This is a genomic window from Achromobacter aegrifaciens (genome assembly GCF_902859735.1).
GTDB lineage: Bacteria > Pseudomonadota > Gammaproteobacteria > Burkholderiales > Burkholderiaceae_B > Achromobacter > Achromobacter aegrifaciens.
On sequence record NZ_CADIJY010000006.1, the window covers coordinates 255,271 to 281,908 of the forward strand.

The window sequence follows — 26,638 nt, forward strand, 5'->3', positions numbered from 1 at the left end:
ATTTCAAACTTGGGTGGGCCTGCCTGCGGCAGGCTCGTCATCATCTGGGGACGCCGGCTGTCGATCGGCCTCGGGCCGCTCGACGCCTGCCTCGTCCGATTCCGGAGAGGCGGCATCCGGGCCAGGCCGAACAGGATCGGCAAGACCGGAAGCGGGCTCATGCCCGGCGGCGTCAGGCGCCGCGGTATCGGTCTCGTCAATCGGGTCGGTCGGTTCCGCGTGTTTTGCGTTCTCGACGCTTTCCTTTGCAGCGCCGGCTTCTGGGGCATCGGCGGCCATATCGGAAATGTCGTTGTCAGCCGCATCGTCGGGAAAACCGGACGTGGCTGACGTATTGGACAAGCCTTCGGCTTGCTCCCGGACGGTGGATTCGTCGGCGGGATCCGCGCCTTCTTCTGTGCGCGAAAGCATGGATTCTACGCTATCGACGGGAGCGATGGGTACATCCTGTTCCGAAACAGACAATTCCGCAACCGGAATACTGACTTCGGACGCCTCACCCTCGCCTGCCGTAGCCGCAGGTTCGCCGTCAGGACGAGCCTCGGCTTCGCCGCCAACCCCGCCCTCGGCGCTCGCCTCACCCTCGACGCCCTCCGCAGCCTCGGCAACCGCTTGACCGGCAGCTTCGGCATCATCGGTGGGCGCATCCTCGGTGGCGGGCGCTTCGCCGCCCAGCACCTGCTGCACTTCACCCAGATCCAGCCCGGCGAGCGCGGCCGCGGCCTGCGCGGATTCCAGCGCCGGCAATTCATCCAGGGCGCGCAGGCCCAGGTCATCGAGAAACTGGCGCGTCGTGCCGAACAGCGCCGGACGGCCCGGCGCGTCGCGGTGGCCGATGACCTCGATCCAACCGCGGTCCTCCAGCGCCTTCACGATCTGCGAAGACACGGTGACGCCGCGGATATCCTCGATGTCGCCCCGCGTCACCGGCTGGCGCCAGGCCACGATGGCCAGCGTTTCCATCACGGCGCGCGAATACTTGGGCGGCTTTTCCGGATTGAGGCGCTCAAGGTAGCGCTGCATGCGCGGGCGGCTCTGAAAGCGCCATCCGGTGGCCAACTGCACCAGCTCCAGCCCGCCATCGGCCCAATTGGCCTGCAACGTTTCCAGAAGCGTGCGCAATGCGCTGTTGTCGAATTGTTCATCGTCCCCGAACAGCTTGCGCATATCGGACAGTTGCATCGGCTGCGCCGCGCATAGCAGCGCGGTTTCCAACACGAGTATTGCCTCGCTATCGTTCATCGACATTCAAATTCAAAAAGGGCTAACTTGCGCTAGGTTGAAAATAAGGCTACTATTCATTTCTCAGACGCGGGGTGGAGCAGTCTGGCAGCTCGTCGGGCTCATAACCCGAAGGTCGTAGGTTCAAATCCTGCCCCCGCAACCAAATTGATTCAGGCCTGGCGATTTCGCCGGGCCTTTTTCATTTGCGGCGCCGGAAAAAATCCGCAGATCCAGCAAACCCGGCTGCACCGACGTGCGCAGCACGGCAGCACAGGCACCCGCCGCCGCACCGGCAGCCTCGGCGGCTCGCCAGCAACAGACTGCATGGGTTTGCGTAGTTCTCACTGGATTCCTGTGTTTACCGCCATGCACCCCGGATAGAGATACCCCGGACATGTGCCGAAACGACCGCGCCAATCGGGATTGAGCGGGATGCCTGCCGCGCCCCGCGCAGCAAACACTCAAGCAAATTCTGGAAAAGCCGGCACAAATCGCCAGCCAGCCCGCGGAGCACGCCGGCAACCCGGCGCCGCCTTCCCGCGGCAATCGATATCTAGGACCTGAATCATCAAGGTTCGGGCGCCACGGACAGACCGCCACAACCCACAAACCCGATACGTTTCCCCTGGCGCACGCGAAAAACCAGTTCCGCAATGCCCGCGGCCCACATAAGCCGCAACCACGATTCTTGGATGTTTTCTAACCAGACAAGGCCGGCATCCGCCCGCCGCGTCCAACATATTCAAGCAGTTGTTTCATTATACCGCCATATACCCCACCCTCAAGCCCGCACAGCGCCTCGCGCGGCGCAAAAACTACGGAGCAGGCTTGTCCCACGGCGTGGATTCCAGGCGGTCCACCAGAAAATCCAGCATGGACCTCAAGATCAGAGGCATCTGGCGGCGCGAGACATAAACACCATAAATACCCAGCTCCTGCGGCTTGCTTTGCGTCAGGATGGCCCGCAGGCGGCCCGATGCGATGTAGTCCGCGGCATAGTAGGTCGGCAGCATCGCAATACCCGCGCCCTCCAGCGCCGCGCGCGACAACACCGACACCTCGTTCGCGCTGATATTGCCACTGACCGGCACATCCACCGGCTCGCCGTCGCGCTCGAAGCGCCACAGGCTCTTGCCGAAATACGAATGAGTCAGACAGTTGCGCAAGGACAGGTCCTCGATGCGCGCCGGCACGCCTTCGCGCTGCAGGTACTCGGGCGAGGCGCACACCACCGAACGACAGACCGCCAGCTTGCGGGCGATCAGGTTGGGATCCAGGTCATTGGTGATACGCACCGCCAGATCCACGCGCTCTTCCACCAGATTGACGGCGCGGTCGACCAGCATCAGGTCAACCGAGGTGCCCGGATGCAGCTTGACGTAGTCGGTAATGGCGCTGGCCAGATGGCGGGAGCCAAACGACATGCTGGTGGTAATGCGCAGCAGCCCGCGGGGCGTGTCGTCCGGGGTCGATACCGCATTGCGCAGGTCTCCCACCATGTCCAGCATCTGGCGGCAGCGCGGCAGCGTTTCGGCGCCGGCCGGCGTCAGACTCAGGCGCCGCGTCGTGCGGTGCAGCAGGCGCACCCCCACCCACTGCTCCATTTCCGCGAGATAGCGCGACACCATGGCGCGCGACATGTCCAGATGGATCGCCGCCGCCGACAGGCTGCCCCTGTCAGCGACTTCCACGAATACCTGCATGGCTTTCAAACGATCCATGATTGTCTCGATTCTTGCACCAGACCGCTCCGGTTATACCGTATTTCGGCGCAACATCGACACCATAATCGAGACGGCCACCCGCAAGCCCTGACCAGACCAGACGCTCAGACGCAGACGATCAAGGAGCCAGCTGCCCGAGCGCAACGCCCAAGGCGGCACGGACCTCATTGACATCCAACCCCCGCAGGATGCAGACCAGCCGTGACGCCCGCCCCTCGTCCGGCCACTGCTCCAGCTGATTGATCGGATAGAGCTCGCCATGCACGCCATGCACCTCGCACGGCAGCGCCTCACCCTCAAAGCACACCAGCCCCTTCATGCGCAGCAAGCCCTGCCCAAAGCGTTCCAGAACCCGCGACATGCCAGCAAGAAACGCCGCCCGCCCGACAGGAGCAGCCAATACCAGCGAGAAACTGCCCACATCTCCATGAGCGGCGGCTCTCGACTGCGCGAAGGGCCGCAACCAATTCGCAAGGGTCACGCCATCGCGCCTGGCCCGCAGGTCGAGACCCGCGCGCAGCGGATCCGCAAGCGGCGCATCAGGCCATTGCACGCAGCGCTGCGCCCCCGGATTAATGGCGGCGACGGCCCGATCCAGAAGATCCAGACTCGCGGCGTCCGCCAGGTCCGGCTTGCTGAACACCACGACATCCGCCAGGGCCAGTTGCCGCGGGGCTTCGGGCTGCCGCTCCAATTGGTCCAACCCATTGCGGGCGTCCGCCACGACGATCGCGCCCCGGTACGCATAGCGCTCGGCGAGGAAGCGGTCGTGTTTGAGGGTGAACAGGATGGGCGCGGGATCGGCCAATCCGCTGGTTTCGATGACCACGCGACGAAAGGGCTTGATCTTGCGGCTGAGCGCCAACATGAATAATTCGCGTAAAGCGTCGACTACCGCGCCGCTGACGACGCAACACAGGCAGCCGCCTTCAACCAGGACAATGTTGTCGCGGGCCTGGCGCACCAGGTGATGGTCCACACCGATCTCACCGTACTCATTGACGATGACGACAGCGTCAGCGTATGCCGGATCCCTCAGCAGGCGATTGAGCAGCGACGTCTTGCCGCTACCCAGGAAGCCGGAAATCACCGTCACGCCTATGCGTTTGTCGTCCATACCCGATCTTCCATGCTCGCCGCCCTGATGGAGAAAACCAAAAGGGCCATTCACTTGCGTGAATGGCCCTGAATTCTTTGGCTCCCCGAGCTGGGCTCGAACCAGCGACCTGCGGATTAACAGTCCGTCGCTCTACCGACTGAGCTATCGGGGAACTGCTAAGAAACGAGATTATGAACTAAAAATTTGAAGTGTGCAAATCGCTGATTTTTTCGCCTGTTTGGCCCGCTTGGTTTCCCATCGCAAAAAAACTCTGATATGATCTCGGTCTTTCCAGATCGGACCCCATAAACAGGGTGACGGACCGGAAAAAACGAAGATGTTTTGCTTGCGGCTCTTACAGGAGCGGAGCAAATGGTCTTGCCGGCATAGCTCAGTTGGTAGAGCAGCGCATTCGTAATGCGAAGGTCGTAGGTTCGACTCCTATTGCCGGCACCAGATTCCAAAAAGCAGCCCGCTCGGGCTGCTTTTTTCATTTCCGCGCCGGTTCGCGCGCCGAACCCTTACCCGGGAACTCCCGTCCGCCGCCACGCGTCCAATCTGCTGGACCATCCTGGCGGACACGACCATGCGCATCCTTCTAGTCGAAGATGACCTCATGATAGGCGAGAGCGTGCTGGACTGCCTGCGCGCCGAACACTACGCCGTAGACTGGGTCAAGGACGGCAATGCCGCAGAGCTCGCGCTGCGTACCGATACGTACGACCTCATACTTCTGGATCTGGGGCTGCCCAAGCGCGACGGCCTGTCGCTCCTACGCGACCTGCGCACGCGCAAGGACCGCACGCCGGTGCTGATAGCCACCGCCCGCGATGCCGTGAGCGACCGGATCGCGGGACTGGACGCCGGCGCCGACGACTATGTGGTCAAACCCTACGACGTGGATGAATTGCTGGCCCGCATGCGCGCCCTGATCCGCCGCAGCGCAGGCCGCGCGGAACCGGTGTTCGAGCATGAGGGCATCACCATCGATCCCCAGTCGCACGCCGCCATGGTGGACGGCGCTCCGGTCACGCTGACCGCGCGCGAATGGGCGGTGCTCGAACCGCTGATCGCTCGCCCGGGCATGATTTTTTCGCGCGCCCAGCTGGAAGAAAAGCTGTACAGCTGGAAAGACGGCATCAGCAGCAACGCGGTTGAGGTTTATATTCATGGCCTGCGCAAGAAGCTGGGTCCGAACCTGATCCAGAACGTCAGAGGCGTCGGCTATGTCATCCCCAAAACATGAGCATTCCGCTTAGCTACTCACTGAGAGCCAGGCTGCTTTTCTTCCTGTTGGCCGCCATCGTGGTCGGCGCGCTGGTGCAAGGCGCCATCGCTTACCGCAGCACTTTGGCGCAGGCCGACGATATCTTCGACTCGCTGCTGCAGCGCACCGCCCTGTCGCTGGGCACCGGCGACGGACTGCTCAGCACAGGTCCGGCGCACGCGCGCGGCGCGGGTTCGCCCGTGGCGGACGACCTGATCATCCAGATCTGGACGCCCGACGGCGTGCGCGTCTTCAATTCCCGATCCCGCCGGCCGCTGCCGGACCAGATCATCCTCGGCTTCTCCGACGCGAAGATGGAGGGCAGCACCTACCGCGTATATTCGCTGGCCACGCCCTTCCAGGTCATCCAGGTGGCGCAGGACATGACCGTGCGCACCAGCATGGCGCGCGCGCTGGCGCTGCGCACCATCGCCCCCATCGCCGCCGCCGCTCCCCTGCTCATGCTGATCGTCTGGTGCGTGGTCAGCTGGTCGCTACGGCCTGTGAAGCGGGCGCGCGCCCAGGTTGCGGCGCGCCAGCCGGAAGATCTGTCGCCCGTCAGCGTGGAGGGCCTGCCCGATGAGATCCGGCCGCTGGTGCTGGAACTGAACCTGCTGCTGGAGCGCATGCGCGGCGCCTTCGCGCAGCAAAAGCAGTTCGTCGGCGATGCGGCGCACGAACTGCGTTCGCCCCTGACTGCGCTACGCCTGCAATTGCAGGCCCTGCAACGCGCGGGCGACACGGATGCGCGCCGGCTGGCCGAACAGCGGCTGGCAGCCGGCATCGACCGCGCGACACGCCTGGTCGAACAGCTGCTATCCATGGCGCGCCATGAAAGCGCGGCCGGACAGGCACCCGCCGAAACCGTGGACCTGGCCGACGTGCTGCGCCAGGCGCTCTCTGAAATGCTGCCCCAGGCCAACGCGAAATCGATCAGCATCGACCTGGACGGCGCGCCGCAAGCATCGGTGCAGGGACATCGCGACGCGCTGACGCTGCTGGCACGCAACCTGCTGGACAACGCAATCAAGTACACGCCCGCCGGCAAGCGCGTCCACCTCCATCTGGAACAGGCTCCCGGCGAGACGACCCTGCTGATCGACGACGAGGGCCCCGGCATTGCGCCGGACGAGCGCGAGCGCGTGTTCGACCGTTTCTACCGCGTCGAAGGCAATTCGCAGCACGGCAGCGGCCTGGGGCTGGCGATCGCGCGCAGCATCGCCGACCAGCACGGCGCCACCATAGAACTGCAGGACACGCCGGTGGGCGCAGGCCTGCGCGTGAAGGTGTTTTTTCCGACTTAAGACTCGCCTAAGTGTCAGGCCCGAAGATAGCGCCATGTCCTTCAACATGAACGCAGGAGCCGACATGAAGACCACCCAAATGAAACCCTCGCGCCTGGTGCTGGCGCTGCTGGCAGCCGGCGCCATAGGCGGCGCGGGCGCAACCGCCTTCACCGGCGGCGTTTCGATGGCGGCCACCGCGCCGGCCATCGCTTCCTCCTTCCAGGCGCCGGGCACGTCCAGCCCGCCCAACTTTGCGCAGATCACGCGCGACTTCGGTCCGGCCGTGGTGAACATCAGCGTCAGCGGCACCCGCAAGGTGTCCGCCGACGAAGGCGATCCGTTCGCCCAATTCTTCGGCCAGATTCCCGGCGCGCGCGGCCAGCGGCCCGCGCGTGAAGTGCCCATGCGCGGCGAAGGCTCCGGCTTCATCGTCAGCGCCGACGGCATCATCCTGACCAATGCGCACGTGGTCCAGGACGCCAAGGAAGTCACGGTCAAGCTGACCGACCGCCGCGAATACAAGGCCCGCGTGCTGGGCTCGGATCCGCAGACCGACGTGGCCGTCCTCAAGATCGACGCCAAGAACCTGCCGGTGGTGAAGGTGGGCGACGTCAACCAGCTGCAGGTGGGCGAATGGGTGCTGGCCATCGGCTCGCCCTACGGCCTGGAGAACACGGCCACCGCCGGCATCGTCAGCGCCAAGGGCCGGTCGCTGCCCGACGACACCTCGGTGCCCTTCATCCAGACGGACGTGGCGGTCAACCCCGGCAACTCGGGCGGCCCGCTGTTCAACGACCGCGGCGAAGTCGTGGGCATCAATTCGCAGATCTACAGCCGCACCGGCGGATTCCAGGGCCTGTCGTTCTCGATCCCGATCGATGTGGCCTACAAGATCAAGGACCAGATCCTCGAACACGGCAAGGTGCAGCACGCCAGGCTGGGCGTGACGGTGCAGGAAGTGAACCAGGATCTGGCCAACTCCTTCAAGCTGGATACCCCCTCGGGCGCGCTGGTTTCCAGCGTGGAGAAAGGCAGCGCCGCCGACAAGGCCGGCCTGCAGCCTGGCGACGTGGTGCGCAAGATCGACGGCAAGACCATCGTGTCCTCGGGCGACCTGGCCTCCACCATCACGCTGGCGACTCCGGGCGAAAAGATCAAGCTGGACGTCTGGCGCAACGGCTCGCAGAAGGAGCTGGTCGCCACCCTGGGCGGCGTGCCCAAGGACAAGACGCAGGCCTCGGCTGGCGACCAGGAGGTTCAGCGCGGCCAGCTCGGCCTCGCGCTGCGTCCGCTGAGCCCGCAAGAGCAGCAGGCGGCTGGCGCCGAGGGGCTGCTGATCGAACGTTCGATCGGACCGGCCGCCAAGGCCGGGATCGAACCGGGAGATGTGCTGCTGTCGCTGAACGGCGTACCGGTGCGCAACGTCGCTCAGGTGAAGGACGCGCTGTCCAAGGCGGGCAAGACGGTCGCCCTGCTGGTACAGCGCGGCGAAGACAAGATCTTCGTGCCGGTGCAGATCGGCTGAGCCGGTCTGCACCCGGATAGGCGCTACTCCGCGTCGGGCTGCTTGCCCGGCGCGGCCGCGTCGAACGCCGGCAATGCACGGCAGGCGGCATCGATGCGCACGACGTTGGGCATGGCCGACAGGTCGCAGTCGAAACGCTGGGCGTTCGCCACCTGAGGCACCAGGCACAGATCGGCAATGGTGGGCGTATCGCCGTGGCAGAAGAGGCCGGTGGCGGAAGAACCGGCCAATTGCGCCTCCAGGGCTTCCAGGCCCTGATGCACCCAGTGCTTGTACCAGGCGGTCTTGGCCGCCTCGTCCACGCCCAGGGTGTGCTTCAGGTACTTCAGCACGCGCAGGTTGTTCAGGGGATGCGTGTCGCAGGCGATGCCCAGCGCCAGGTCGCGCACCCGCGCGCGGCCTACCGCGTCCGCCGGCAGCAACGGCACTTCAGGATGCGTTTCTTCCAGGTATTCGATGATGGCCAGCGATTGGCCGATGACGGCGTCGCCATCGACCAGCGTGGGCACCAGCGCGGTCGGATTCACCTTGCGATAATCCGCCGACAGTTGCTGGCCGCCGTCCTTCAGCAGATGCACGGGCAGGTATTCGTAGGGCAAGCCCTTCAGGTTGAGGGCGATGCGCACGCGGTACGCGGCCGAGCTGCGAAAGTAGCTGTACAACTGCATGAAGTCTCCTTGATTTTCTGTTGCGGCGCCGCGCATGCGCGCGGCGCCCGCCTGCTTATTCCAGCGATTCCGTTTGCGCCGACTTGCGGGACAGCCCCTTGGGCAGCGGGAACGCCACATTCTCTTCCAGGCCGGGCATGGTGCGTACCGACACCGCGCCCAATTCCTTGACCCGATCGATCACCTGCTGCACCAGGATCTCCGGCGCGGAAGCGCCCGCGGTCACGCCGATGCGCTTGCGGCCCGCCAGCCAGGCCGGATCGATCGATTGCGCACCGTCGATCAGATAGGACGCGACGCCCTTGCGCTCGGCCACTTCGCGCAGCCGGTTGGAGTTGGAACTGTTGGGACTGCCCACCACCAGCACCAGGTCGCAATCCGGCGCCATCACCTTGACCGCGTCCTGGCGGTTCTGGGTGGCGTAGCAGATATCGCTTTTCTTGGGCTCGGCGATGTTGGGAAAGCGTTCTTTCAACGCCCGCGACACGGCCGCCGCGTCGTCCACCGACAGGGTGGTCTGCGTGACGTAGGCCAGGTTCTCGGGATCGGTGACCTGCAGGCCGGCGACGTCCTCGACGGTCTCGACCAGGTACATGCCGCCCTGGGCCTGGCCCAGCGTGCCCTCGACCTCGGGATGGCCCTTGTGGCCGATCATGATGATCTCGCGGCCGGCCGCGCGCATGCGGGCCACCTCGATGTGGACCTTGGTGACCAGCGGGCAGGTGGCGTCGAACACGCGCAGCCCACGGGCGTCGGCTTCGGCCCGCACCGCCTTGGACACGCCGTGCGCCGAGAACACCACGATGGCGCCGGCGGGCGCGTCGTCCAGTTCATCGATGAAGATGGCGCCCTTGGCGCGCAGGTCTTCCACCACGTAGCGGTTATGGACGATTTCGTGGCGCACATAGATGGGCGCGCCATGCAATTCAAGCGCGCGCTCGACGATGTCGATGGCGCGATCCACACCGGCACAGAAGCCGCGCGGCTGCGCCAGCAGGACTTCGGCGTCGGTGGCGGTGACAACCTGGCTCATCAGAGGACTCCCAAGAGCGCCACGTCGACCCGCAAGCTGATGCCCGCGAGCGGGTGGTTGAAATCGAACAGGGCCGATTCGTCGTTGATTTCCTTCAGGACGCCCGAATAGCGGCCGCCGTTGGGCGCGGTGAATTCCACCAGGTCGCCGGGTTCGAAGGTGGCGTCGGCGCCCGCATGCTCGGCCAGCATGGCGCGCGTGACGCGCTGGATCAGTTCGGGGTTGCGTTCGCCGTAGGCGTCGGCGGGTTCGACCGTGACGCTGAAGCGCTCGCCTTCGGCGCGGCCGACCAGCGCCGCTTCCAGGCCAGGCGCCCATTGGCCGCTGCCCATCTGCAGCGTGCCGGGACGGCCATCGAAGGTGTCGGCGAACACGGAATCCTTGCCCGGGCCCGAGGCCAGCGTGATGCGATAGTGCAGCGTCAGGTAGGAATCCGGACGGACCAAAACGTTCACTTCATTAGAGGCGATGCTCAAGATCTGCCACCGTATATGCAATTGAGTAAACCTTGATTTTAGAGCCTCTTATGAAATTGTCCGACCGGCTGCCCAAACACGAGCGCCCCAGGGAGCGGTTGCTGCGCCACGGCGCCGCTGCGCTCCAGGACTCGGAACTGCTCGCCATCGCCCTGCGCACCGGTATTCCCGGCCTGGACGTGGTTGAATTGGGCAGCCGGCTCCTGACCCGATTTGGCGGCCTGCGAGGCCTGCTGGGCGCGACGCCCGAGGAACTGACCGCGATTCCCGGCCTGGGGGTTTCCAAGGCGTGCATGCTGGCCGCCCTGCTGGAACTGGCCCGCCGCGCCATCGAGGAAGATCTGGCCCGCAACAGCAATCTGGATCACCCGCTGCCGGTAAAACAATATTGCAAGATGGCGCTGGGGCACCGGCAGGTGGAACACTGCATTGCGCTCTACCTGGACAACCGCCTGCGCCTGATCGCCACGGGCGAGCTGGCGCGCGGCACCCTGTCGCAGGCATCGGTCTATCCCCGCGAGGTCGTGCGCGAAGCCCTGCGCCATCACGCGGCCGCCCTGATCATCGCCCACAACCATCCGTCCGGCCTGGCCGAGCCCAGCGCCGCGGACCGCATATTCACCCAGCACCTGAAGCAGGCGCTCGCGCTGGTGGACATCCGGCTGGTGGACCACCTGATCGTGGCTGCCGGCACGGTCGTGTCCATGGCCGAACTCGGCGGCCTGTAGGCTGCGGCCCGCGCCGGAATTCGTTAGACTAGCGCCCGCAATTGCTTTAGGCTTAACGCATCTCTCGATCCCCCCGCCTGACATGAAACGCTTGTGGGACATTTCCCCGCCCGTGTCCACCGCATCGCCAGTCTTTCCTGGCGACACGCCGTACCGCCAGCAATGGAAATGGTCGCTTGCGCCCGGCTGTCCGGTGAATGTCAGCGAAATCACCATGTCGCCGCATATCGGCGCGCACGCTGACGCTCCCCTGCACTACCAGAACGGCGCCGCAGCCATCGGGGCCGTATCACTGGAACCATTCCTGGGTCCCTGTCGCGTCATCCACGCCATCGATTGCGGCCCCCTCATCACGGTGGACCACCTGGCCCATGCGGCCCTGAACCTGCCGCCGCGCGTGCTGGTCCGCACCGCCAAGCATGCCGCGCAGGACTGGTGGACCGACGATTTCTCCGCCTACGCGCCCCAGACCATCGAATGGCTGGCCGAACGCGGCGTCATGCTGATCGGCCTGGATACGGCCAGCATCGACCCCGCGTCCAGCAAGACCCTGGACAGCCACCACACGATCTTGCGGCACGACATGCGGGTACTGGAGAACCTGGTGCTCGACGATGTGCCGGAAGGCGATTACGAGTTGATCGCACTGCCGTTGGCGCTGGTCCAGGCCGATGCCAGCCCGGTTCGCGCCGTCCTGCGCGAACTGTAGGCTGGTCCGCTGGCCATGGCGGCCGATCCGAAGTCGGCCGCCGGTTCTGGAAGCACGACCATGAAAGACCATTCCGATTTGCATGCGGCGCTTGCCTGCGCCCGCCCCCACGCGCCCTCGTGGCGCGCCCTGCCCGCCTCGGCGCGCCGCGCCGCCCCGCCCTGCAAGGGAGGCCGCGCATGAGCCACTCCGAACGCCCCGAAGACATCGTCCGCCAGGAAAAAGCGCAGCTGGATTTCACGCGCGACATGACCTATGGCGATTACCTGCATCTGGACGAACTGCTGGGCGCGCAGCATCCGCTGTCGCCCGAGCACAACGAGATGCTCTTCATCATCCAGCACCAGACCAGCGAACTCTGGATGAAGCTGATGCTGCACGAACTGCGCGCCGCCATCGCCAATGTGGCAGCCGACCGCTTGCAGCCCGCCTTCAAGATGCTGGCCCGCGTCAGCAAGATCATGGAACAGCTGGTCCATGCCTGGGACGTGCTGGCGACCATGACGCCGCCCGAGTATTCGGCGCTGCGTCCCTATCTGGCGCGTTCCAGCGGATTCCAGAGTTATCAGTACCGCCAGGTCGAATTCCTGCTCGGCAACAAGAACGCGGCCATGCTAAAGCCGCATGCGCACCGCGAGGACCTGCTGGCCCAGGTGCGCAGCGCCTACGAAGCCCCGTCGCTGTACGACGAGGCGCTGCGGCTGCTGGCGCGCCACGGCCTGGACGTGCCGGCCGATCACCTCGAACGCGACTGGACCCAACCCTACCAATCGTCGGCTGGCGTGGAAGCTGCCTGGCTGACGGTCTACCGCCAGCCCGACCGCTACTGGGACCTGTACCAGTTGGGAGAAAAGCTGACCGACCTGGAAGACGCGTTCCGCCTGTGGCGCTTCCGCCACGTCACGACGGTCGAACGGGTCATCGGCTTCAAGCGCGGCACCGGGGGCACGTCGGGCGTGGACTACCTGCGGCGCATGCTGGAAGTGGTGCTGTTCCCCGAGATCTGGAAGCTGCGCACGGATCTTTAAGCGCCGAATTTATCTGGCCCCAATTTTTGGCCAAGGGGCGCCCCTGAGCGGGGCCTCCTTTCCTCTTGGCCTGGCCAAAATTCCCATGCTAGAATTTGGGGTTACTTTTTGGATACGTGGCTGGAACAGTCAACGAGTATCCGGCCGCTGGGCAAACCCGATCCGCATATCGGCGGGTTCGCCAGGCAGGCGGGACACCGGACACCCGGCTGGCGACCCTAACAACTTGCAAGGCTCGACAGAGCCCTAGGAAAGCACCATGAAAGAAGGCATTCACCCCGAATACCGCGAAGTCGTCTTCGCCGACCTGCAAACGGGCAACAAGTTCATCACCCGTTCGACCGTCCAGACGCGCGAAAGCATCGAACTGGATGGCAAGACGTACCCGCTCTTCAAGTGCGACGTGACCTCCGAATCGCATCCGTTCTACACGGGCGCCCAGACGCGCATCGTCGAAACCGGCCGCGTGGAAAAGTTCCGCGCCCGCTTCGCCCGCACCGCAGGCACGGTCAAGTCCGCTTCCTGATCTGTCGCTCCCCCGGGAGCCGCAGCGAAAAGGCAGCCTCCGGGCTGCTTTTTTTTCTCCCTGGCCGTCCGATTCTGACGCTGGGTACTAGCGCAACCAGACCACTCGGTTACATTAACGCCCGTGTCCCCACTTTCCATTTCCACTCCAGCCCGGCTCACGTCCGTGGCTACCGCGAAACTGCCCAGACTGATTCTGCTGGGCTTGTCGCTGGCCTATATCGTGGCCGGCCTGTTCATGCGCGACCCGTGGAAAACAGACGATGCCGTGGGACTGGCGACCATGATCACGGCGATCCGCGAAGGCGGCATCACCTGGTTGCTGCCGCAGGTGGGACACCTGGCGCACGCCGAGGAAGGTCCCCTGATCACCTGGGTGGGCGCGATCTGCATCTGGCTGTTCGGCCCCTACATCGGCGACATCACCGCCGGCCGCCTGCCCAATCTGCTGTGGTTCGGCATCACCGCCACCAGCGTCTGGTACGGCACCTATCTGCTGGGCCGCCGCGCCGAGGCGCAACCGCTGGCCCTGCCCTTCGGCGGCGAACCCGAACCGCGCGACTACGGACGCATGCTGGCGGACGCCGCGCTGTTGTTGCTGCTGGCCACGGTCGGCATCCTGCAGCGCACCCACGAAACCACCGTGGTGCCCGCCATCATGGCTTGGCAGGCGCTTGCCTTCTATTCGCTGGCGCGCAGCATAGACCGGCCATTCACCGGCAGCACCACCCTGGGCATCGCACTGGCGGCCAGTTTCCTGACCCGCGGCTGGGTCGGCGCCATCCCCATCATGGTGGGCGCAGCCCTGGCGTTCTACCCCCGCAGCCGACTGTGGAAATGCCGGCGCTGGCTGCCGTGGGCCGCGCTGCTGGCCGCCGTCCTGATTCTGGCTTGGTGGATACCCGCCAGCCACAGCAGCGAATACTGGATCCGCAACTGGAAGACCTGGAACCTGTCGTCCTTCGCCGTGCCGCCCTGGCATGACATCGGGCGCACCCTGCGCGACCTGCCCTGGTACCTGTGGCCGACCTGGCCGCTGGCCCTGCTGGCCATCTGGCGCTGGCGCGCCTGGCTCTACGCGCCGCACATCTGGCTGCCGCTGGTCCTGCTGGTGTGCTCGGCGGTCGTGCTGTTCGGCCTGGAAGAAGCCTCGGATTCCGAGTACGTGCTGCTGGCCGTGCCCTGCGCGGTGCTGGGCGCGTTCTCGCTGCCCACGCTGCGCCGCGGCGTGGTCAACACGCTGGACTGGTTCGCCGTCATGTGCTTTTCGCTGACGGCCATCACGGTCTGGCTGGGCTGGGTTGCCCTGCACTTCGGTTGGCCGGCGCAGATTTCCCGCAATATCGCCCGCCAGACCACCGGCTACCAACCCGAGATCTCCTGGGTCGCGTTCGCGCTGGCCGTGGGTTTCACCGTGGGCTGGATCGCGCTGGTGGTGTGGCGGCTGCGGGTGCGGCCGCAGGCGCTGTGGCGCGGCACGGTGCTGTCGGCCGGCGGCCTGACGGTGACCTGGATCCTGCTGGTGCTGCTGTGGCAACCCGCCGTGGACTACGCCCGCAGCTACCGCACCGTGTCGGGCCAGTTGGCCCAGGCGCTGCAGCAGAACGTGCGCCCCGGCGAGTGCGTGCGCGGGCTTAGCCTGGGCAGCGGGCAGCGCGCCTCGTTCCTGATCTTCAATAACCTCACGTTCACGTTCGACTCCAAGTGCACGCTGGTGCTGCAGCAGACCAGCAACCAGAGCTTGCGGGACAACACCGCCGCCTACAGCGACGGCGCCGAGGTGCTGTGGCAAGGCGGCCGGCGCGCCGACCGCCAGGAAGTCTTCCGCCTGCTCCGAGTCGGCGCCCCCCGATGACGCCCGCGCCCGCCGCGCCGATGAGTTTCGGCGCCACCCTGCGCGGCATCGCCAGGCAGGCCTGGCCGGTGCTGGTCAGCCAATGGGCCGGCATCTCCTTCGGCGTGCTCGACACCGCCATGACCGGCCATTCCAGCGCCGCCGACCTGGCGGCAATGGCGCTGTCCGCGTCGATCTACATCACCATCTTCGTCGGACTGATGGGCGTGGTGCACGCCCTGATCCCCATCCTGGCCCAGCACTTCGGCGCAGGCAACAATCTTGAGGTCGGCCGCAGTTGGGGCCAGGGCGTCTGGCTGGCGCTGGGATTGTCCGTGGTGGGCGCCGTGCTGATGCTGTTCCCCAACATGTGGCTGTCCATGTCCGGCGAGGTCGCTCCCGGCGTGCGCGAACGCATCGGCTCGTATCTGCAGGCCCTGGTGCTGGCCCTGCCCGCCGCGCTGGTGTTCCGCACCATCTACGCGTTGGGCACGTCGGTTTCGCGGCCCAAGCTGGTCATGGCGATCAACCTGACGGCCATAGTCTTCAAGGCCTTCTTCAACTGGCTGTTCATCTACGGCAAGCTGGGATTGCCCGCCATGGGCGCCACCGGCGCCGGACTGGCAACCGCCGTGGTGTCGTGGATGAGCCTGGGCCTCGGCTTGTGGGTCATCACCCACGACCGCTACTACCGCCGCTTCAAGCTGCACGTCGGCAAGCCCGACTGGAAGACGCTCAAGGAACTGCTGCGCCTGGGCATCCCCATGGGCGGTTCCTACCTGGTCGAAGTGTCGGCCTTCACTTTCATGGCCCTGCTGGTGGCGCGCGAAGGCACTTACGTGACCGGCGGCCATCAGATCATGTCCAACCTGGCCGCGCTCTGCTACATGATGCCCATGGCGCTGGGCGTCGCCACGGCAGCCCTGACCGCGCAGGCCATCGGCGCGGGCAACCTCGCCCATGCGCATCGCACCGGCATGGCCGGCCTGACGCTGGGCATCCTGGGCGCCCTGCTGACGGCGGCGGTGCTGCTGGCTGGCCGTCCGCTGATCCTGGCCGCCTATACCGACAATCCGGAGGTGGCCGCGGTGGCGACCACGCTGCTGGCCGTCCTGCCCCTGTTCCACCTGTTCGACTCGATGCAGTGCATCAACTCCTACCTGCTGCGCGCCTACAAGGTCGCGGTGGTGCCGCTGCTGCTGCAGGTGGTGGCGCTGGCGGGCGTGGGCCTGGTCGGCGGCTGGTGGTTCGGTTTCGGCCCGGGCCGCGGTGGCCTGGACGGCGTGCGCGCCATCCTGGTCCCTGGCTCCCCCCAGGGCGCGGGCAGCATGTGGCTGATGGCCATGGTCGGCCTGGGACTGTCGGCGGCCTTGCTGCACTATTGGTACCGGCGCATCGTGCGCGGGACGATCAAGTAAAAAAAGCAGCCTTGCGGCTGCTTTTTTTGGACCTTATTTCGGCCGCTTGTCGATCACGCGGCGAGCCTTGCCGGTCAGCGTGCGTTCCACGTGCCCGGAATCCGACACCTGGATGCGCGCGCTCACGCCTATGTGCGTCTTCACGGCATGCTGGAGCTGCTTGCCCAGGTTCGCGCGCTCGGCATCCGACAGGGTGGAAAATTCGGCGCGCAGTTCGGTCAGGATTTCCAGCTCGTCCATATTGCCGGTGCGCGACAGCACCAACTGGTAATGCGGCGCCAGCTGGGCGATCTTCAGGACCAGTTCCTCGACCTGGGTCGGGAACATGTTCACGCCGCGCACGATCAGCATATCGTCGCTGCGGCCAGTGATCTTGCCGATGCGCCGCATGCTGCGCGCGGTGGGCGGCAGCAGGCGCGTCAGGTCGCGGGTGCGGTAGCGGATGATGGGCATCGCTTCCTTGGTCAGCGAGGTGAACACCAGTTCGCCCGGCTCGCCGTCGGCCACGGGCTCGCCCGTGTCGGGATTGATGATTTCCGCGTAGAAATGGTCTTCCCAGACCACCGGACCGTCCTTGGTCTCGACGCATTCGCTGGCAACGCCAGGCCCCATCACTTCGGACAGGCCATAGATGTCCACGGCGTCGATGCCGGCTTCGGCCTCGATGTCGGCGCGCATCTGCCCGGTCCAGGGTTCGGCGCCGAAGATGCCGATGCGCAGCGAACTTTGACGCGGATCAATCCCCTGGCGGCGCTGTTCCTCCAGAATATTGCAGAAGTAGGAGGGCGTGACCATGATGATGTCCGGACGGAAATCGTTGATCAACTGCACCTGCTTTTCGGTCTGTCCGCCCGACATCGGGATGACCGTGCAGCCCAGGCGTTCCGCGCCGTAATGCGCGCCCAGGCCGCCCGTGAACAGGCCGTAGCCGTAGGCCACGTGCACCGTGTCGCCGGGCTTGCCGCCCGCCGCGCGGATCGAGCGCGCCACCAGGTTGGCCCAGTTGTCCAGGTCGCCCTTGGTGTAGCCCACGACCGTCGGCTTGCCGGTGGTGCCGCTGGATGCGTGGATGCGCGAGATGCGCTCGCGCGGCACGGCGAACATGCCGAAAGGATAGTTCTCGCGCAGTTCCTTCTTCGTGGTGAAGGGGAACTTCGAGATATCGGACAGCTGCTTCAGATCGTCGGGATGCACGCCGGCTTCATCGAAAGCCTTCTTGTAGTGCGGCACATTGTCGTAGGCATGCTTGAGCGACCACTTCAGGCGCTCGAGCTGCAGCGCGCGCAGCTCATCCTGGCTGGCATGCTCGATGGGGTCCAGCCCCGGCTTGCTCATGGTGTTGGACATGGTTATCTCTCTCCTGAAATTCTCTCTGCGCGGGGCCGGATCGCGGCGGGCGTATGCCCTGCCCGCTCGCGGCGCGGCCCGCGGCCGTATAGCTTTGGTTGGCTGGCTGCCTCAAGCGTCCGCGGGGACGCCGACGATCTGGCCCTTGATGCGGTAGGAACGGCCGCGGAACAGCGCCACGTTGCGTCCTTCCTGGTTGGTGACGGTGACGTCATAGACGCCGGTGCGGCCGGCCAGCGAACGCTCCTGCGCCACGGCGGTCAGCAGATCGCCTTCGAAGCCCGGGGCCAGATAGTCGATGGTGCAGCCCGAGGCCACGGTGCTGACGTTGCGCGAATTGCACGAAAAGGCGAAGGCGCTGTCCGCCAGGGCGAAGATGAATCCGCCGTGGCAGGTCTTGTGGCCGTTCAGCATGTCGGCGCGCACGCGCATGGTCAGCCGCGCGTAGCCCGGCGCCATTTCCTCGACTTTCATGTCCAGGCCCTGCGAGGCCGCATCGCCCGCAAACATGACGGTGCCGACGGCCTGCGCCAGCTCCTGGGGATCGGCCGGCACTTCGACCGCGGGAACGTGTGCGTTCATTCTTATTGCCCCTTGAATTGCGGTTCGCGCTTGCCGAGGAAGGCGGCCACGCCTTCCGCGTAGTCTGCGCTGCGGCCGAGTTCGCGCATCATGTCGCGCTCAAGGTCCAGCTGCGTGGACAGGTCATTGCCCAGGCTGGCCTGCATGGCCCGCTTGGTGTACGCCAGGCCCTTGGTCGGCGCCTTGGCGAAGTGCTGCGCCAGGCGTTCCAGCGTGGCATCGAATTCCTCGTCCGCCACGCATTGCCAGATCAGGCCCCACTCTTCGGCCTGCTTGGCGCTGAGCTTGTCGCCCAGCATGGCCAGGCCCATGGCGCGGGCACGGCCGACCAGACGCGGCAGCACAAAGGTGCCGCCCGTGTCGGGGATCAGCCCGAGGCGGCAGAACGACTGGATGAACGTTGCCGAAGCCTTGGCGATGACGATGTCGCCCGCAAACGCCAGGTTGGCGCCTGCGCCGGCCGCCACGCCGTTCACGCCCACCACGACGGGCATGGGCAAGGCGTTGACGCGGCGCACCAGCGGCCCGTAGAACTTGTCGACGGTTTCGCCGAGATCGGGCGGCGTGCCGTCGGCGGCGGGCTTGCGCTCGCTCAGGTCCTGGCCGGCGCAGAAGCCGCGGCCGGCTCCCGTCAGCAGCAGCACACGCGCGCCCTCGGTCTCCACGCGCGTCAACGCGTCGGCCACTTCGCCGTGCATGTTGGCGGTGAAGCTGTTCAGCTTGTCTGGACGGTTCAGCGTCAGGCGCGCGATGCCGCCGGACAGGTCGAATTGGATATCCTGGTAGCTCATGTCATCGCCCCCGTTCAGACATGACGGCGGGTTTGCACCACGCGGAAGCGGTTGGACACGAAGGCCGAATCCGACAGCGCGGCGTTGGCGGCCGGGTTGGCGCCGGTGCCGTGGAAGTCGCTGAAAGCGGCGGTCTGGTTGACGAACACGCCGCCCGTCAGGTTCAGCGACAGCGACACGCCCGAGACTTCAGCCGCGTCCTGCACCTGGTCGGCGACGGCGTCGCTGGTGGTGTAGGCCGACAGCGACAACGCGCCATGCTTGATGACGCTGTCACGCGCCAGCTGGATGCTGTGGGTGGTGGAATCGGTAGCCACCACGAAGGCGATCGGGCCGAACCATTCCTGGCTGATGGCGGCGTTGCCAGCTTCCGTGCGCAGCAGCAGCGGCGTGCGGACGCGGGCGTTCTCGAACTGCGGGTGCGTCAGCGCCTTGCTGTCGGCCACCACCGGCAGGCCCAGCGCGCGGGCCTTCTCGATGCGCTCGACGATGCCTTCATTCTGGATCGCGCCGGTCAGCTCGACGGCCTTGGCCGCATCGGCGCCGACCTTCTCGACCGCGGCGCCCAGGGCAGCAGCGACCTCGTCGAAGCTGACGCGGCCTTCCGGCGTCTGGATGCCGTCGCGCGGCACGTAGATGTTCTGCGGCGCGGTGCACATCTGGCCCGAGTACAGGGCCAGCGAGAACGCCAGGTTGCGGGCCACGCCCTTGAGGTCGTCGGTGGAATCGATGATGACCTGGTTGACGCCGGCCTTCTCGGTGTAGACCAGCGCCTGGCGGGCGTTGTTCTCCAGCCAGTCGCCGTTGGCGGTGCTGCCGGTGAAGTCGACGATCTTGACCGCCGGGTCCAGCGCCAGCTTCTGCGCGGTGTCATCGCCGGCAGCGTGCGCGGCCAGCAGGACGACGTCCGGGTCGAAGCCCGCTTCCTGCAGAACTTCGCGCGCCACCTTCACGGTGATGGCCAGGGGCAGGATCGCGCCGGGGTGCGGCTTGACGATGACGGTGTTGCCGGTAGCCAGGCTGGCGAACAGGCCGGGGTAGCCGTTCCAGGTCGGGAAGGTGGAGCAGCCGATCACCAGCGCCACGCCTCGCGGCACCACGGTGAACTGCTTTTCCATGCGGATCGGGTCATTCTTGCCTTGCGGCTTTTCCCAGACGGCCACGCCGGGGATGCGCGACATTTCCTGCCAGGCGTAGGTCACGGCTTCGAAGCCGCGGTCCTGCGCGTGCGGGCCGCCGGCCTGGAAGGCCATCATGAAGCCCTGGCCGGTGGTGTGCTGGACCGCGTAGGCGATCTCGAAGCTGCGCTTGTTCAGGCGCGCCAGGATTTCCAGCGACACGCCCACCCAGGCGCGCGGGCCGGCGCGGCGCCAGTCTTCCAGCGCGCGCTTGGAGGCGGCGATCAGCTTGTCGGCGGGCACGTGCGGATAGGTGATGCCCAAGTCGAAGCCGAACGGCGATTTTTCGCCGCCGACGGTACCGTCGGCGTCGTGCAGGTTCAGCGGGAAAGGCTTGCCTTGCAGCGCCTCAAAAGCCGCGCGGCCGTCGTCGTTGGCGGTTTCGCCATAGTTGCGGGGGCTGGGCGACTCGGCAAAGGGGCTCCAGTAGCCGCGCAGGGAGGCGGCGGCCATGGCTTGTTCCAGCAGGGGCTGATGGCGTTCGAAGAATTGTTGGGACACTGCGTCTCTCCAAATGGATATGGTTTTATCTGCCTGGCGCGGGCCGGGTCAGGTTTCCTGGTCGAAGTCGATGACCAGGCGGTCGCTGACCGGAAAGCTCTGGCAGCTCAGGATGAATCCGCGCGCCACTTCGTAGTCTTCCAGGGCGAAGTTGGCGTCCATGTCCACCTCGCCTTCGATGACCTTGCAGCGGCAGGTGGAACACACCCCGCCCTTGCACGAATACGGCAGTTCGATACCTTGCGCCAGCGCCGAATCCAGCACGCTGTCTTTATTCTTTTCAATCACGAACATACGGCTGTGGCCGTCCTGCACCACGGTCACCTCGCACTGGCCCTTGCCGGGCGCCTGGCGGGCGTCCTGGCCGGTGCGCAATGCGCGCGGCCCCTTGGGCGCGCCGAAGAGTTCGAACTTGATGTTCGACTTCGGAATGCCGCGGGCCTGCAGCCGCTCGACCACGCTTTCGGTCATGGTCTGCGGACCACAGACAAAAGCGTAATCGATATCCTCGGGGCTCATCCAGGCCGACATCAGCTGGTCGACCTTGTCGCCGTCCAGGCGGCCGTTGAAGAGTTCGATGTCCTGGGTCTCGCGGCTCATGATGTAGACCAGCGAGAAACGCTCCATATAGAGGTTCTTCAGGTCCTCGATCTCTTCGCGGAACAGCACCGCGGACGAAGCGCGGTTGCCGAAGAACAGCGTGAACTTGCTGTCGGGCTCGGTCGACAGCGCGGTCTTGACCAGGGAGAACACCGGCGTGATGCCGCTGCCTACGGCAAACGCCACATAGTGGCGCTTGTTCTCGGGGGAAAAATCGACGGTGAAGTTGCCGGCCGGCGCCATGACTTCCAGGGTCTGGCCGGGCTGCAGTTCATGGTTGGCCCAGCTGGAGAAAACGCCCTCGTCCACCTTCTTGATGGCCACGCGCAGCAGCTTGTCGTGGGGCGCGGAACAGATGGAATAGGAGCGGCGCTGCTCCTGGCCGTTGAGCTCGGTGCGCAGCGTCAGGTACTGGCCCGGCAGGAAGGCGAACTCTTGCGCCAGCGTCTCGGGCAGGTCGAAGGTCACGACCACGGCGTCGCGCGTGTTGCGCGCCACCGAAGCCACCGTCAAGGAATGGAATTGGTTCTGGCTCATTGCGAAACCGCTCTCAGTGAGTCTTGAAATAATCGAAGGGCTCGCGGCAAGACACGCAACGATACAGCGCCTTGCACGACGTAGACCCGAAGTTGCTGACCAGGCGCGTGTCTTTCGAGCCGCAGCGCGGGCAGGCGATGGCGGGGCCGACCGCGCGCCGGCTGATGCCCGAGATGTCGACGGCGCGTTCGGCGGGCGCGGCGATGCCGTAGCCCTTGAGCGCCTCGCGTCCCTTCTCGCTCATCCAGTCGGTGGTCCAGGCCGGCGCCAGGCGGGTTTCCACGCGGACCTCGGCGACGCCGTGGCGGGCCAGCGTCTGCTGGATATCCTGCGTGATCTCGCGCATGGCCGGACAGCCGGAGTATGTGGGCGTGATGACCACGACACAGGCCTCGCCGTCCCAGGACACGTCCCGCACCACGCCCAGATCCACCACGGACAGCACGGGGATCTCCGGGTCGGGGACCTCCTGCAGCCAGGCGTAGACCTGGTCGGCGGAAACGGGCGCCAGCGCGTTCACCAGGTGGCTCCCGGGTAGGCGCGCGGCAGGAACTGCATTTCGGCGAGCACGTAGCCCAGTTCCTCGGTGTGCTTGCCCTGGCGTCCGCCACGGTATGCCAGATGGCTGGCGGCGGCTTCGTCGGGCACCGTCAGGGTGGCTTCTTCCAGGACTTCGCGCACATGGGCCAGCCAGGGCTGGCGCAGGGCCGACAGTTCACAGCCGATGCCGCGGGCGGCGACGTCCAGGTCGACGGCGTCGTCGGCGAACAACTCACCGGTGAAACGCCAGGCATCATCGATGGCGGCCTGCATCTTGGCATGGCTTTCCGCCGTGCCGTCGCCCAGGCGCACCACCATGTCCGACGAACGCCGCACGTGGTAGGTCACTTCCTTGATGGCCTTGGCCGCAATGCCGGCGACGCGTTCGTCGCTGGACTTTTCCAGGCGCTGCAGCAGGAAATAGTGCCAGACGTCGAACAGGAACTGGCGCGCCATGGTGTCGGCGTAGTTGCCGTTGGGGCGTTCAACCAGCAACGCGTTATGGAACTGGTGCGCATCGCGCAAATAGGCCAGTGCGTCTTCGTCGCGGCCGGCGCCTTCGACTTCGCCGGCCAGCGTCAGCCACATGCGGGCCTGGCCCAGCAGGTCGAGCGCGGTGTTGGTCAACGCCAGGTCTTCTTCCAGGATCGGGCCGTGGCCGGTCCAGGCGCCGAGCCGCTGCGACAGGATGAGCGAGGAATCGCCCAGGCGCAGCAGGTATTCAAACAGAGTCTTGTCCATGTCTCCCCCGCCGTCTTACATGTGCTTGATTTCTTCGGGCATCGGGAAGAACGTGGGATGCCGGTAGACCTTGCTGTTGGCCGGTTCGAACAGCGGATCCTTGTCGCCGGGGCTGCTGGCCGAAATATCGGAGGCGCGCACCACCCAGATGCTCAGGCCTTCGTTGCGGCGCGTGTAGACGTCGCGGGCGTGGTTGATCGCCATTTCGGCGTCGGGCGCGTGCAGGCTGCCGACGTGCTTGTGCGCCAGGCCGTGCTGGCTGCGGATGAACACTTCCCACAGGGGCCAGTCTTTGCTCATGATGGATGTCCTTGAATGCCGGGCGCGCGCGGCGCGCTCCGGTTTGCAATGGTGGTGAAGAAGAGTGGAGCCCGCTCGCGGGCTCAAGCTACCTTGCGCTCGGCCTGCTTGTCGGCGTAGGCGACTAGCGCATCGCGCACCCAGGCGCCGTCCTCGTGCGCCTTGACGCGCGCGGCCAAGCGTTCGCGGTTGCAGGGGCCGTTGCCCTTGAGCACCGCGTAGAACTCGGACCAGTCGATCTCGCCGAAGTCATAGTGGCCGCGTTCGGCGTTCCACTTGAGCTCGGGATCCGGCACCTTCAGGCCCAGGTATTCGGCCTGCGGCACGGTCTGGTCCACCATCTTCTGGCGCAGTTCGTCGTTGGAGAAGAGCTTGATCTTCCAGGCCATGGACTGGGCGCTGTTGGGCGAGTCGGCATCGGACGGGCCGAACATCATCAGCGCGGGCCACCACCAGCGGTTCAGCGAGTCCTGCACCATGGCCTTCTGCTCGGGCGTGCCGTGCAGGCACATCTGCATCAGCAGGTCGTAGCCCTGGCGCTGGTGGAAGGACTCTTCCTTACAGACGCGCACCATGGCCCGCGCATAGGGGCCGTAGGAACAGCGGCACAGCGGGATCTGGTTGATGATGGCCGAGCCGTCGACCAGCCAGCCGATCATGCCGATGTCGGCCCAGCTGAGCGTGGGGTAATTGAAGATGCTGGAGTACTTGGCGCGGCCGGCATGCAGGTCGTCGATCAGGTCGTCGCGTGACACGCCCAGGGTTTCCGCGGCGCTGTACAGGTAGAGTCCGTGGCCGGCTTCGTCCTGGACCTTGGCCAGCAGGATGGCCTTGCGCTTGAGCGAAGGCGCGCGGGTGATCCAGTTGCCTTCGGGCAGCATGCCGACGATTTCGGAGTGCGCGTGCTGGGAAATCTGGCGCACGAGCGTCTTGCGGTAGGCGTCCGGCATCCAGTCCTTGGCCTCGATGCGGACGCCGTCGTCGATCCGGCGCTGGAACGTCTGTTCCCGGCCTTCGAGCTGGTCCGCGGTCTTGACCTGCTTGACGCCGGTTTCGACGAGTTGAGCGTACATGTCTGTCTCCTTGAAGACGGTTTGCGAAAACGCAAAGCAAACGTTCCGCAGTGCCGTCATGTCATAGGCGGATTATTTAATACAAAAAATTCATTGTCAAACTCAAATCTGTATCACATTGGATTTATGTATCATATTGCGGATCCCGATATCGGCCACTCTGGCCCCCTCTAATGGCAAACCCTCAGTCGCCCCTGGACCGCTTTCTGTCACGCCTGATCAAGAACGATCCGCCGCGCGCGAAATCGCTCTGCGTCAGCCTGCTCGGGGACGCATTGGCGCCGCACGGCGGCGCCATCTGGCTGGGCGATCTGATCGAGCTGCTGGCCCCGCTGGGCATCAATGAACGGCTGCTGCGCACCAGCGTGTTCCGCCTGGTGGCCCAGAACTGGCTGCAATCCGAACGCCACGGACGGCGCAGCCTCTACCTGATCTCCGAGCAGGGCCTGCGCCACACCGCGCACGCCTCGCAGCGCATCTATGTCGGTCCGCCCCTGGAATGGAACGGCGAATGGACGCTGGTCGCCCTGCCGCGCACCGGCAACGGACTGGCCGAGCGCGCCGAGTTGCGCCGGGAACTGGTCTGGGAAGGCTTCGGCATGATCGCGCCCGGGCTGTTCGCGCATCCGCACACCGAGGCAAGCGCCGCGCACGACATCCTGGAAAAGCTGGGCATCCCCGACCGCGCGCTGGTACTGTCGGCGCGCGACCTGGCCGGCGCAGGCGGTCTGCCGATAGCCAGCCTGGCCTCGCAATGCTGGAACCTGGACGAGCTGGCCGAGCAGTACCGCCAGTTCGCGAAGAATTTCGGCCCGCTGGAAAAGCTGCTGGAAACCCCGCCCGCCCCCGCCGATGCGTTCATCGTGCGGGTCATGCTGCTGCACAGCTGGCGCCGGATCGTGCTGCACGATCCGCAACTGCCGGGCCCCATGCTCCCTGACGACTGGCCCGGCCATGCCGCCCGCGAGATCTGCGGCCGCATCTACTGGCACGTGTTCGACGCGTCGGAAGCGCATCTGGATGCACTGGCCGGCCGCGACAACGAGCGCTACGCGCCGCTGGCGGCCGACATCGCCTCGCGCTTCGGCGGCAAGCCCGCCTAGGCCAAGACGCCAAGACCTGCCTTTCGGATCAGGCCGCCGGCTCGATGGTCACGCCCAGCGTGTCCACTTCCGACACGCCGCAGGCGTCGCGTCCCGGGCCTGGCCGTTCCAGCCCCCTGGCCCGGCCGATGAAAGACAGCGTCCAGCGCGCCCGGATGGGCCGCCCCAGGGCCTCGCCGCTGTCCGCGTCTATGCCGCTGGGCACGTCCAGCGCCAGTACCGGCACGCTCCAGGCGTTGACCGTGTCCACCAGCGCCTGCCAATCCGCGCCCAGCGGGCGATTCAAGCCGATGCCGAACAGGCCGTCTATGACCAATTCCGGCGCGAAGCCCGGTTCCAGTTCCGACCAGGTTTCACCACCCGCGGCCAGCCAGCCGGCATAGGCGCGGGCGGCATCCGGCGGCAGGCGCTGCGCCCCCGCCGGCAACAGCACCCGCACGTCATGTCCCATGGCGCGCAGGCCGGCCGCAGCTTCCAGCGCATCGCCGCCATTGTTCCCAGGCCCCGCCAGTGCCAGCACCCTCGCCCCCGGCCCGAGCCGCGCCGCCGCGTAACGGGCCGCAGCGGCCCCCGCCAGGGGCATCAAGTTTCTGCCGGCGGCCAAGGCCTGGCGTTCGGCGTCGCGGATCCGGGCGACCGAGTATGAAGATGGCATCGCTTTTTATGTGTGAAATTCACGCATTGCGTGAAAATTTACCGGCAAATTTAAAGAGATCGCGCCGACAAGCCCGCAAATTCGCGGGTTTTACGCTTCCCGCCAGTTGGCACGCATCTTGCGTTGTAGTCATTGCCGGTACGAGC

Annotated in this window: 26 protein-coding genes and 3 tRNA genes; 12 read left to right on the top strand and 17 right to left on the bottom strand. The window is 65.8% G+C overall.

Annotation, left to right across the window (positions count from 1 at the left end; genetic code table 11):
- Positions 1-3: 3 nt before the first annotated feature.
- Positions 4-1,242: an SMC-Scp complex subunit ScpB gene (gene scpB / locus HV766_RS19700; RefSeq protein ID WP_370881516.1), complete on the bottom strand. Its 1,239-nt coding sequence runs from the start codon at positions 1,240-1,242 to the stop codon at positions 4-6.
- Between the two features lie 68 nt (positions 1,243-1,310).
- On the opposite strand from scpB, the gene HV766_RS19705 reads away from it, so the two are divergent.
- Positions 1,311-1,387 (top strand) — tRNA-Met (locus HV766_RS19705).
- Between the two features lie 652 nt (positions 1,388-2,039).
- On the opposite strand, the gene HV766_RS19710 is transcribed toward HV766_RS19705, so the two are convergent.
- The 3 genes from HV766_RS19710 to HV766_RS19720 form a co-directional block, all read right to left on the bottom strand.
- Positions 2,040-2,945, bottom strand: a complete 906-nt coding sequence (locus HV766_RS19710; protein WP_119450881.1) for a LysR family transcriptional regulator — start codon at positions 2,943-2,945, stop codon at positions 2,040-2,042.
- Positions 2,946-3,066: 121 nt separating this feature from the next.
- Positions 3,067-4,065 carry a CobW family GTP-binding protein gene (locus tag HV766_RS19715; RefSeq protein WP_175181714.1) on the bottom strand — a complete coding sequence of 333 codons (999 nt, stop codon included), beginning with the start codon at positions 4,063-4,065 and terminating at the stop codon, positions 3,067-3,069.
- A 78-nt stretch (positions 4,066-4,143) separates the two neighbouring features.
- Positions 4,144-4,219: transfer RNA gene (locus HV766_RS19720), tRNA-Asn, on the bottom strand.
- A 208-nt stretch (positions 4,220-4,427) separates the two neighbouring features.
- On the opposite strand from HV766_RS19720, the gene HV766_RS19725 reads away from it, so the two are divergent.
- The 4 genes from HV766_RS19725 (at position 4,428) to HV766_RS19740 (ending at position 8,125) form a co-directional block, all read left to right on the top strand.
- Positions 4,428-4,503: transfer RNA gene (locus HV766_RS19725), tRNA-Thr, on the top strand.
- A 130-nt stretch (positions 4,504-4,633) separates the two neighbouring features.
- On the top strand, positions 4,634-5,293 hold the full coding sequence (locus HV766_RS19730; RefSeq protein ID WP_054450985.1) for a response regulator: 660 nt from the start codon (positions 4,634-4,636) through the stop codon (positions 5,291-5,293).
- Positions 5,290-6,618, top strand: a complete 1,329-nt coding sequence (locus tag HV766_RS19735) for an ATP-binding protein (RefSeq protein ID WP_175181715.1) — start codon at positions 5,290-5,292, stop codon at positions 6,616-6,618. The genes HV766_RS19730 and HV766_RS19735 overlap by 4 nt, the downstream gene beginning before the upstream one ends.
- A 64-nt stretch (positions 6,619-6,682) precedes the next feature.
- Positions 6,683-8,125 carry a DegQ family serine endoprotease gene (locus HV766_RS19740; protein ID WP_054450983.1) on the top strand — a complete coding sequence of 481 codons (1,443 nt, stop codon included), beginning with the start codon at positions 6,683-6,685 and terminating at the stop codon, positions 8,123-8,125.
- Between the two features lie 23 nt (positions 8,126-8,148).
- On the opposite strand, the gene maiA is transcribed toward HV766_RS19740, so the two are convergent.
- Genes maiA through HV766_RS19755 form a run of 3 tightly spaced genes read right to left on the bottom strand, consistent with a single transcriptional unit; the run spans position 8,149 to position 10,302 of the window.
- Positions 8,149-8,793 carry a maleylacetoacetate isomerase gene (gene maiA, locus HV766_RS19745; protein WP_054450982.1) on the bottom strand — a complete coding sequence of 215 codons (645 nt, stop codon included), beginning with the start codon at positions 8,791-8,793 and terminating at the stop codon, positions 8,149-8,151.
- Between the two features lie 55 nt (positions 8,794-8,848).
- Positions 8,849-9,826 (bottom strand): 4-hydroxy-3-methylbut-2-enyl diphosphate reductase, encoded by a 978-nt coding sequence (ispH, locus tag HV766_RS19750; protein WP_054450981.1) that lies wholly within the window; start codon positions 9,824-9,826, stop codon positions 8,849-8,851.
- A complete protein-coding gene (locus tag HV766_RS19755; protein WP_119450885.1) occupies positions 9,826-10,302 on the bottom strand; it encodes an FKBP-type peptidyl-prolyl cis-trans isomerase in 477 nt (158 codons plus the stop codon). Before HV766_RS19755 ends, ispH begins: the two co-directional genes overlap by 1 nt.
- A gap of 50 nt (positions 10,303-10,352) precedes the next feature.
- Here HV766_RS19755 and radC point away from each other — a divergent pair, with 50 nt between their 5' ends.
- The 6 genes from radC to HV766_RS19785 all read left to right on the top strand — a co-directional run bounded on the left by radC (position 10,353) and on the right by HV766_RS19785 (position 16,544).
- Positions 10,353-11,030 carry a RadC family protein gene (gene radC / locus HV766_RS19760; protein ID WP_175163872.1) on the top strand — a complete coding sequence of 226 codons (678 nt, stop codon included), beginning with the start codon at positions 10,353-10,355 and terminating at the stop codon, positions 11,028-11,030.
- An 82-nt stretch (positions 11,031-11,112) separates the two neighbouring features.
- A complete protein-coding gene (kynB, locus tag HV766_RS19765) occupies positions 11,113-11,739 on the top strand; it encodes an arylformamidase (RefSeq protein WP_054450978.1) in 627 nt (208 codons plus the stop codon).
- Between the two features lie 179 nt (positions 11,740-11,918).
- Positions 11,919-12,767: a tryptophan 2,3-dioxygenase gene (gene kynA, locus HV766_RS19770; protein WP_054450977.1), complete on the top strand. Its 849-nt coding sequence runs from the start codon at positions 11,919-11,921 to the stop codon at positions 12,765-12,767.
- A 259-nt stretch (positions 12,768-13,026) separates the two neighbouring features.
- Complete coding sequence (locus HV766_RS19775) at positions 13,027-13,293, top strand: type B 50S ribosomal protein L31 (RefSeq protein WP_054450976.1); 267 nt, start codon at positions 13,027-13,029, stop codon at positions 13,291-13,293.
- A 123-nt stretch (positions 13,294-13,416) separates the two neighbouring features.
- Positions 13,417-15,147, top strand: a complete 1,731-nt coding sequence (locus tag HV766_RS19780) for an ArnT family glycosyltransferase (RefSeq protein WP_054450975.1) — start codon at positions 13,417-13,419, stop codon at positions 15,145-15,147.
- The gene (locus tag HV766_RS19785) at positions 15,144-16,544 is read left to right on the top strand and encodes an MATE family efflux transporter (RefSeq protein WP_119450886.1); all 1,401 of its coding nucleotides are present in this window, start codon (positions 15,144-15,146) and stop codon (positions 16,542-16,544) included. The genes HV766_RS19780 and HV766_RS19785 overlap by 4 nt, the downstream gene beginning before the upstream one ends.
- A 33-nt stretch (positions 16,545-16,577) precedes the next feature.
- On the opposite strand, the gene paaK is transcribed toward HV766_RS19785, so the two are convergent.
- The 9 genes from paaK to paaA form a co-directional block, all read right to left on the bottom strand.
- Positions 16,578-17,891 (bottom strand): phenylacetate--CoA ligase PaaK, encoded by a 1,314-nt coding sequence (paaK, locus tag HV766_RS19790; RefSeq protein WP_054450973.1) that lies wholly within the window; start codon positions 17,889-17,891, stop codon positions 16,578-16,580.
- A 111-nt stretch (positions 17,892-18,002) separates the two neighbouring features.
- Positions 18,003-18,473 carry a hydroxyphenylacetyl-CoA thioesterase PaaI gene (paaI, locus tag HV766_RS19795; protein ID WP_054450972.1) on the bottom strand — a complete coding sequence of 157 codons (471 nt, stop codon included), beginning with the start codon at positions 18,471-18,473 and terminating at the stop codon, positions 18,003-18,005.
- Positions 18,474-18,475: 2 nt separating this feature from the next.
- Positions 18,476-19,264, bottom strand: coding sequence for a 2-(1,2-epoxy-1,2-dihydrophenyl)acetyl-CoA isomerase PaaG (gene paaG / locus HV766_RS19800; RefSeq protein ID WP_119450887.1), 789 nt, complete (start codon positions 19,262-19,264; stop codon positions 18,476-18,478).
- Positions 19,265-19,278: 14 nt separating this feature from the next.
- Entirely contained in the window at positions 19,279-20,943 is a 1,665-nt protein-coding gene (paaN, locus tag HV766_RS19805; protein WP_054450970.1) for a phenylacetic acid degradation protein PaaN, read from the bottom strand.
- Positions 20,944-20,991: 48 nt separating this feature from the next.
- Positions 20,992-22,080 (bottom strand): 1,2-phenylacetyl-CoA epoxidase subunit PaaE, encoded by a 1,089-nt coding sequence (paaE, locus tag HV766_RS19810; RefSeq protein WP_054450969.1) that lies wholly within the window; start codon positions 22,078-22,080, stop codon positions 20,992-20,994.
- A gap of 13 nt (positions 22,081-22,093) precedes the next feature.
- A complete protein-coding gene (paaD, locus tag HV766_RS19815; protein ID WP_175181716.1) occupies positions 22,094-22,600 on the bottom strand; it encodes a 1,2-phenylacetyl-CoA epoxidase subunit PaaD in 507 nt (168 codons plus the stop codon).
- Positions 22,597-23,361, bottom strand: a complete 765-nt coding sequence (gene paaC, locus HV766_RS19820; RefSeq protein ID WP_119450888.1) for a 1,2-phenylacetyl-CoA epoxidase subunit PaaC — start codon at positions 23,359-23,361, stop codon at positions 22,597-22,599. Before paaC ends, paaD begins: the two co-directional genes overlap by 4 nt.
- 15 nt (positions 23,362-23,376) lie before the next feature.
- Complete coding sequence (gene paaB / locus HV766_RS19825; RefSeq protein WP_006388300.1) at positions 23,377-23,661, bottom strand: 1,2-phenylacetyl-CoA epoxidase subunit PaaB; 285 nt, start codon at positions 23,659-23,661, stop codon at positions 23,377-23,379.
- A gap of 83 nt (positions 23,662-23,744) precedes the next feature.
- Positions 23,745-24,734 (bottom strand): 1,2-phenylacetyl-CoA epoxidase subunit PaaA, encoded by a 990-nt coding sequence (gene paaA, locus HV766_RS19830; protein WP_054450966.1) that lies wholly within the window; start codon positions 24,732-24,734, stop codon positions 23,745-23,747.
- Positions 24,735-24,907: 173 nt separating this feature from the next.
- On the opposite strand from paaA, the gene paaX reads away from it, so the two are divergent.
- Complete coding sequence (paaX, locus tag HV766_RS19835) at positions 24,908-25,837, top strand: phenylacetic acid degradation operon negative regulatory protein PaaX (RefSeq protein ID WP_175181717.1); 930 nt, start codon at positions 24,908-24,910, stop codon at positions 25,835-25,837.
- Between the two features lie 28 nt (positions 25,838-25,865).
- Here the strand turns inward: paaX and HV766_RS19840 are convergent, their stop codons facing one another.
- Positions 25,866-26,492 carry an NAD(P)H-hydrate epimerase gene (locus HV766_RS19840; protein ID WP_175181718.1) on the bottom strand — a complete coding sequence of 209 codons (627 nt, stop codon included), beginning with the start codon at positions 26,490-26,492 and terminating at the stop codon, positions 25,866-25,868.
- Between the last annotated feature and the right edge of the window lie 146 nt (positions 26,493-26,638).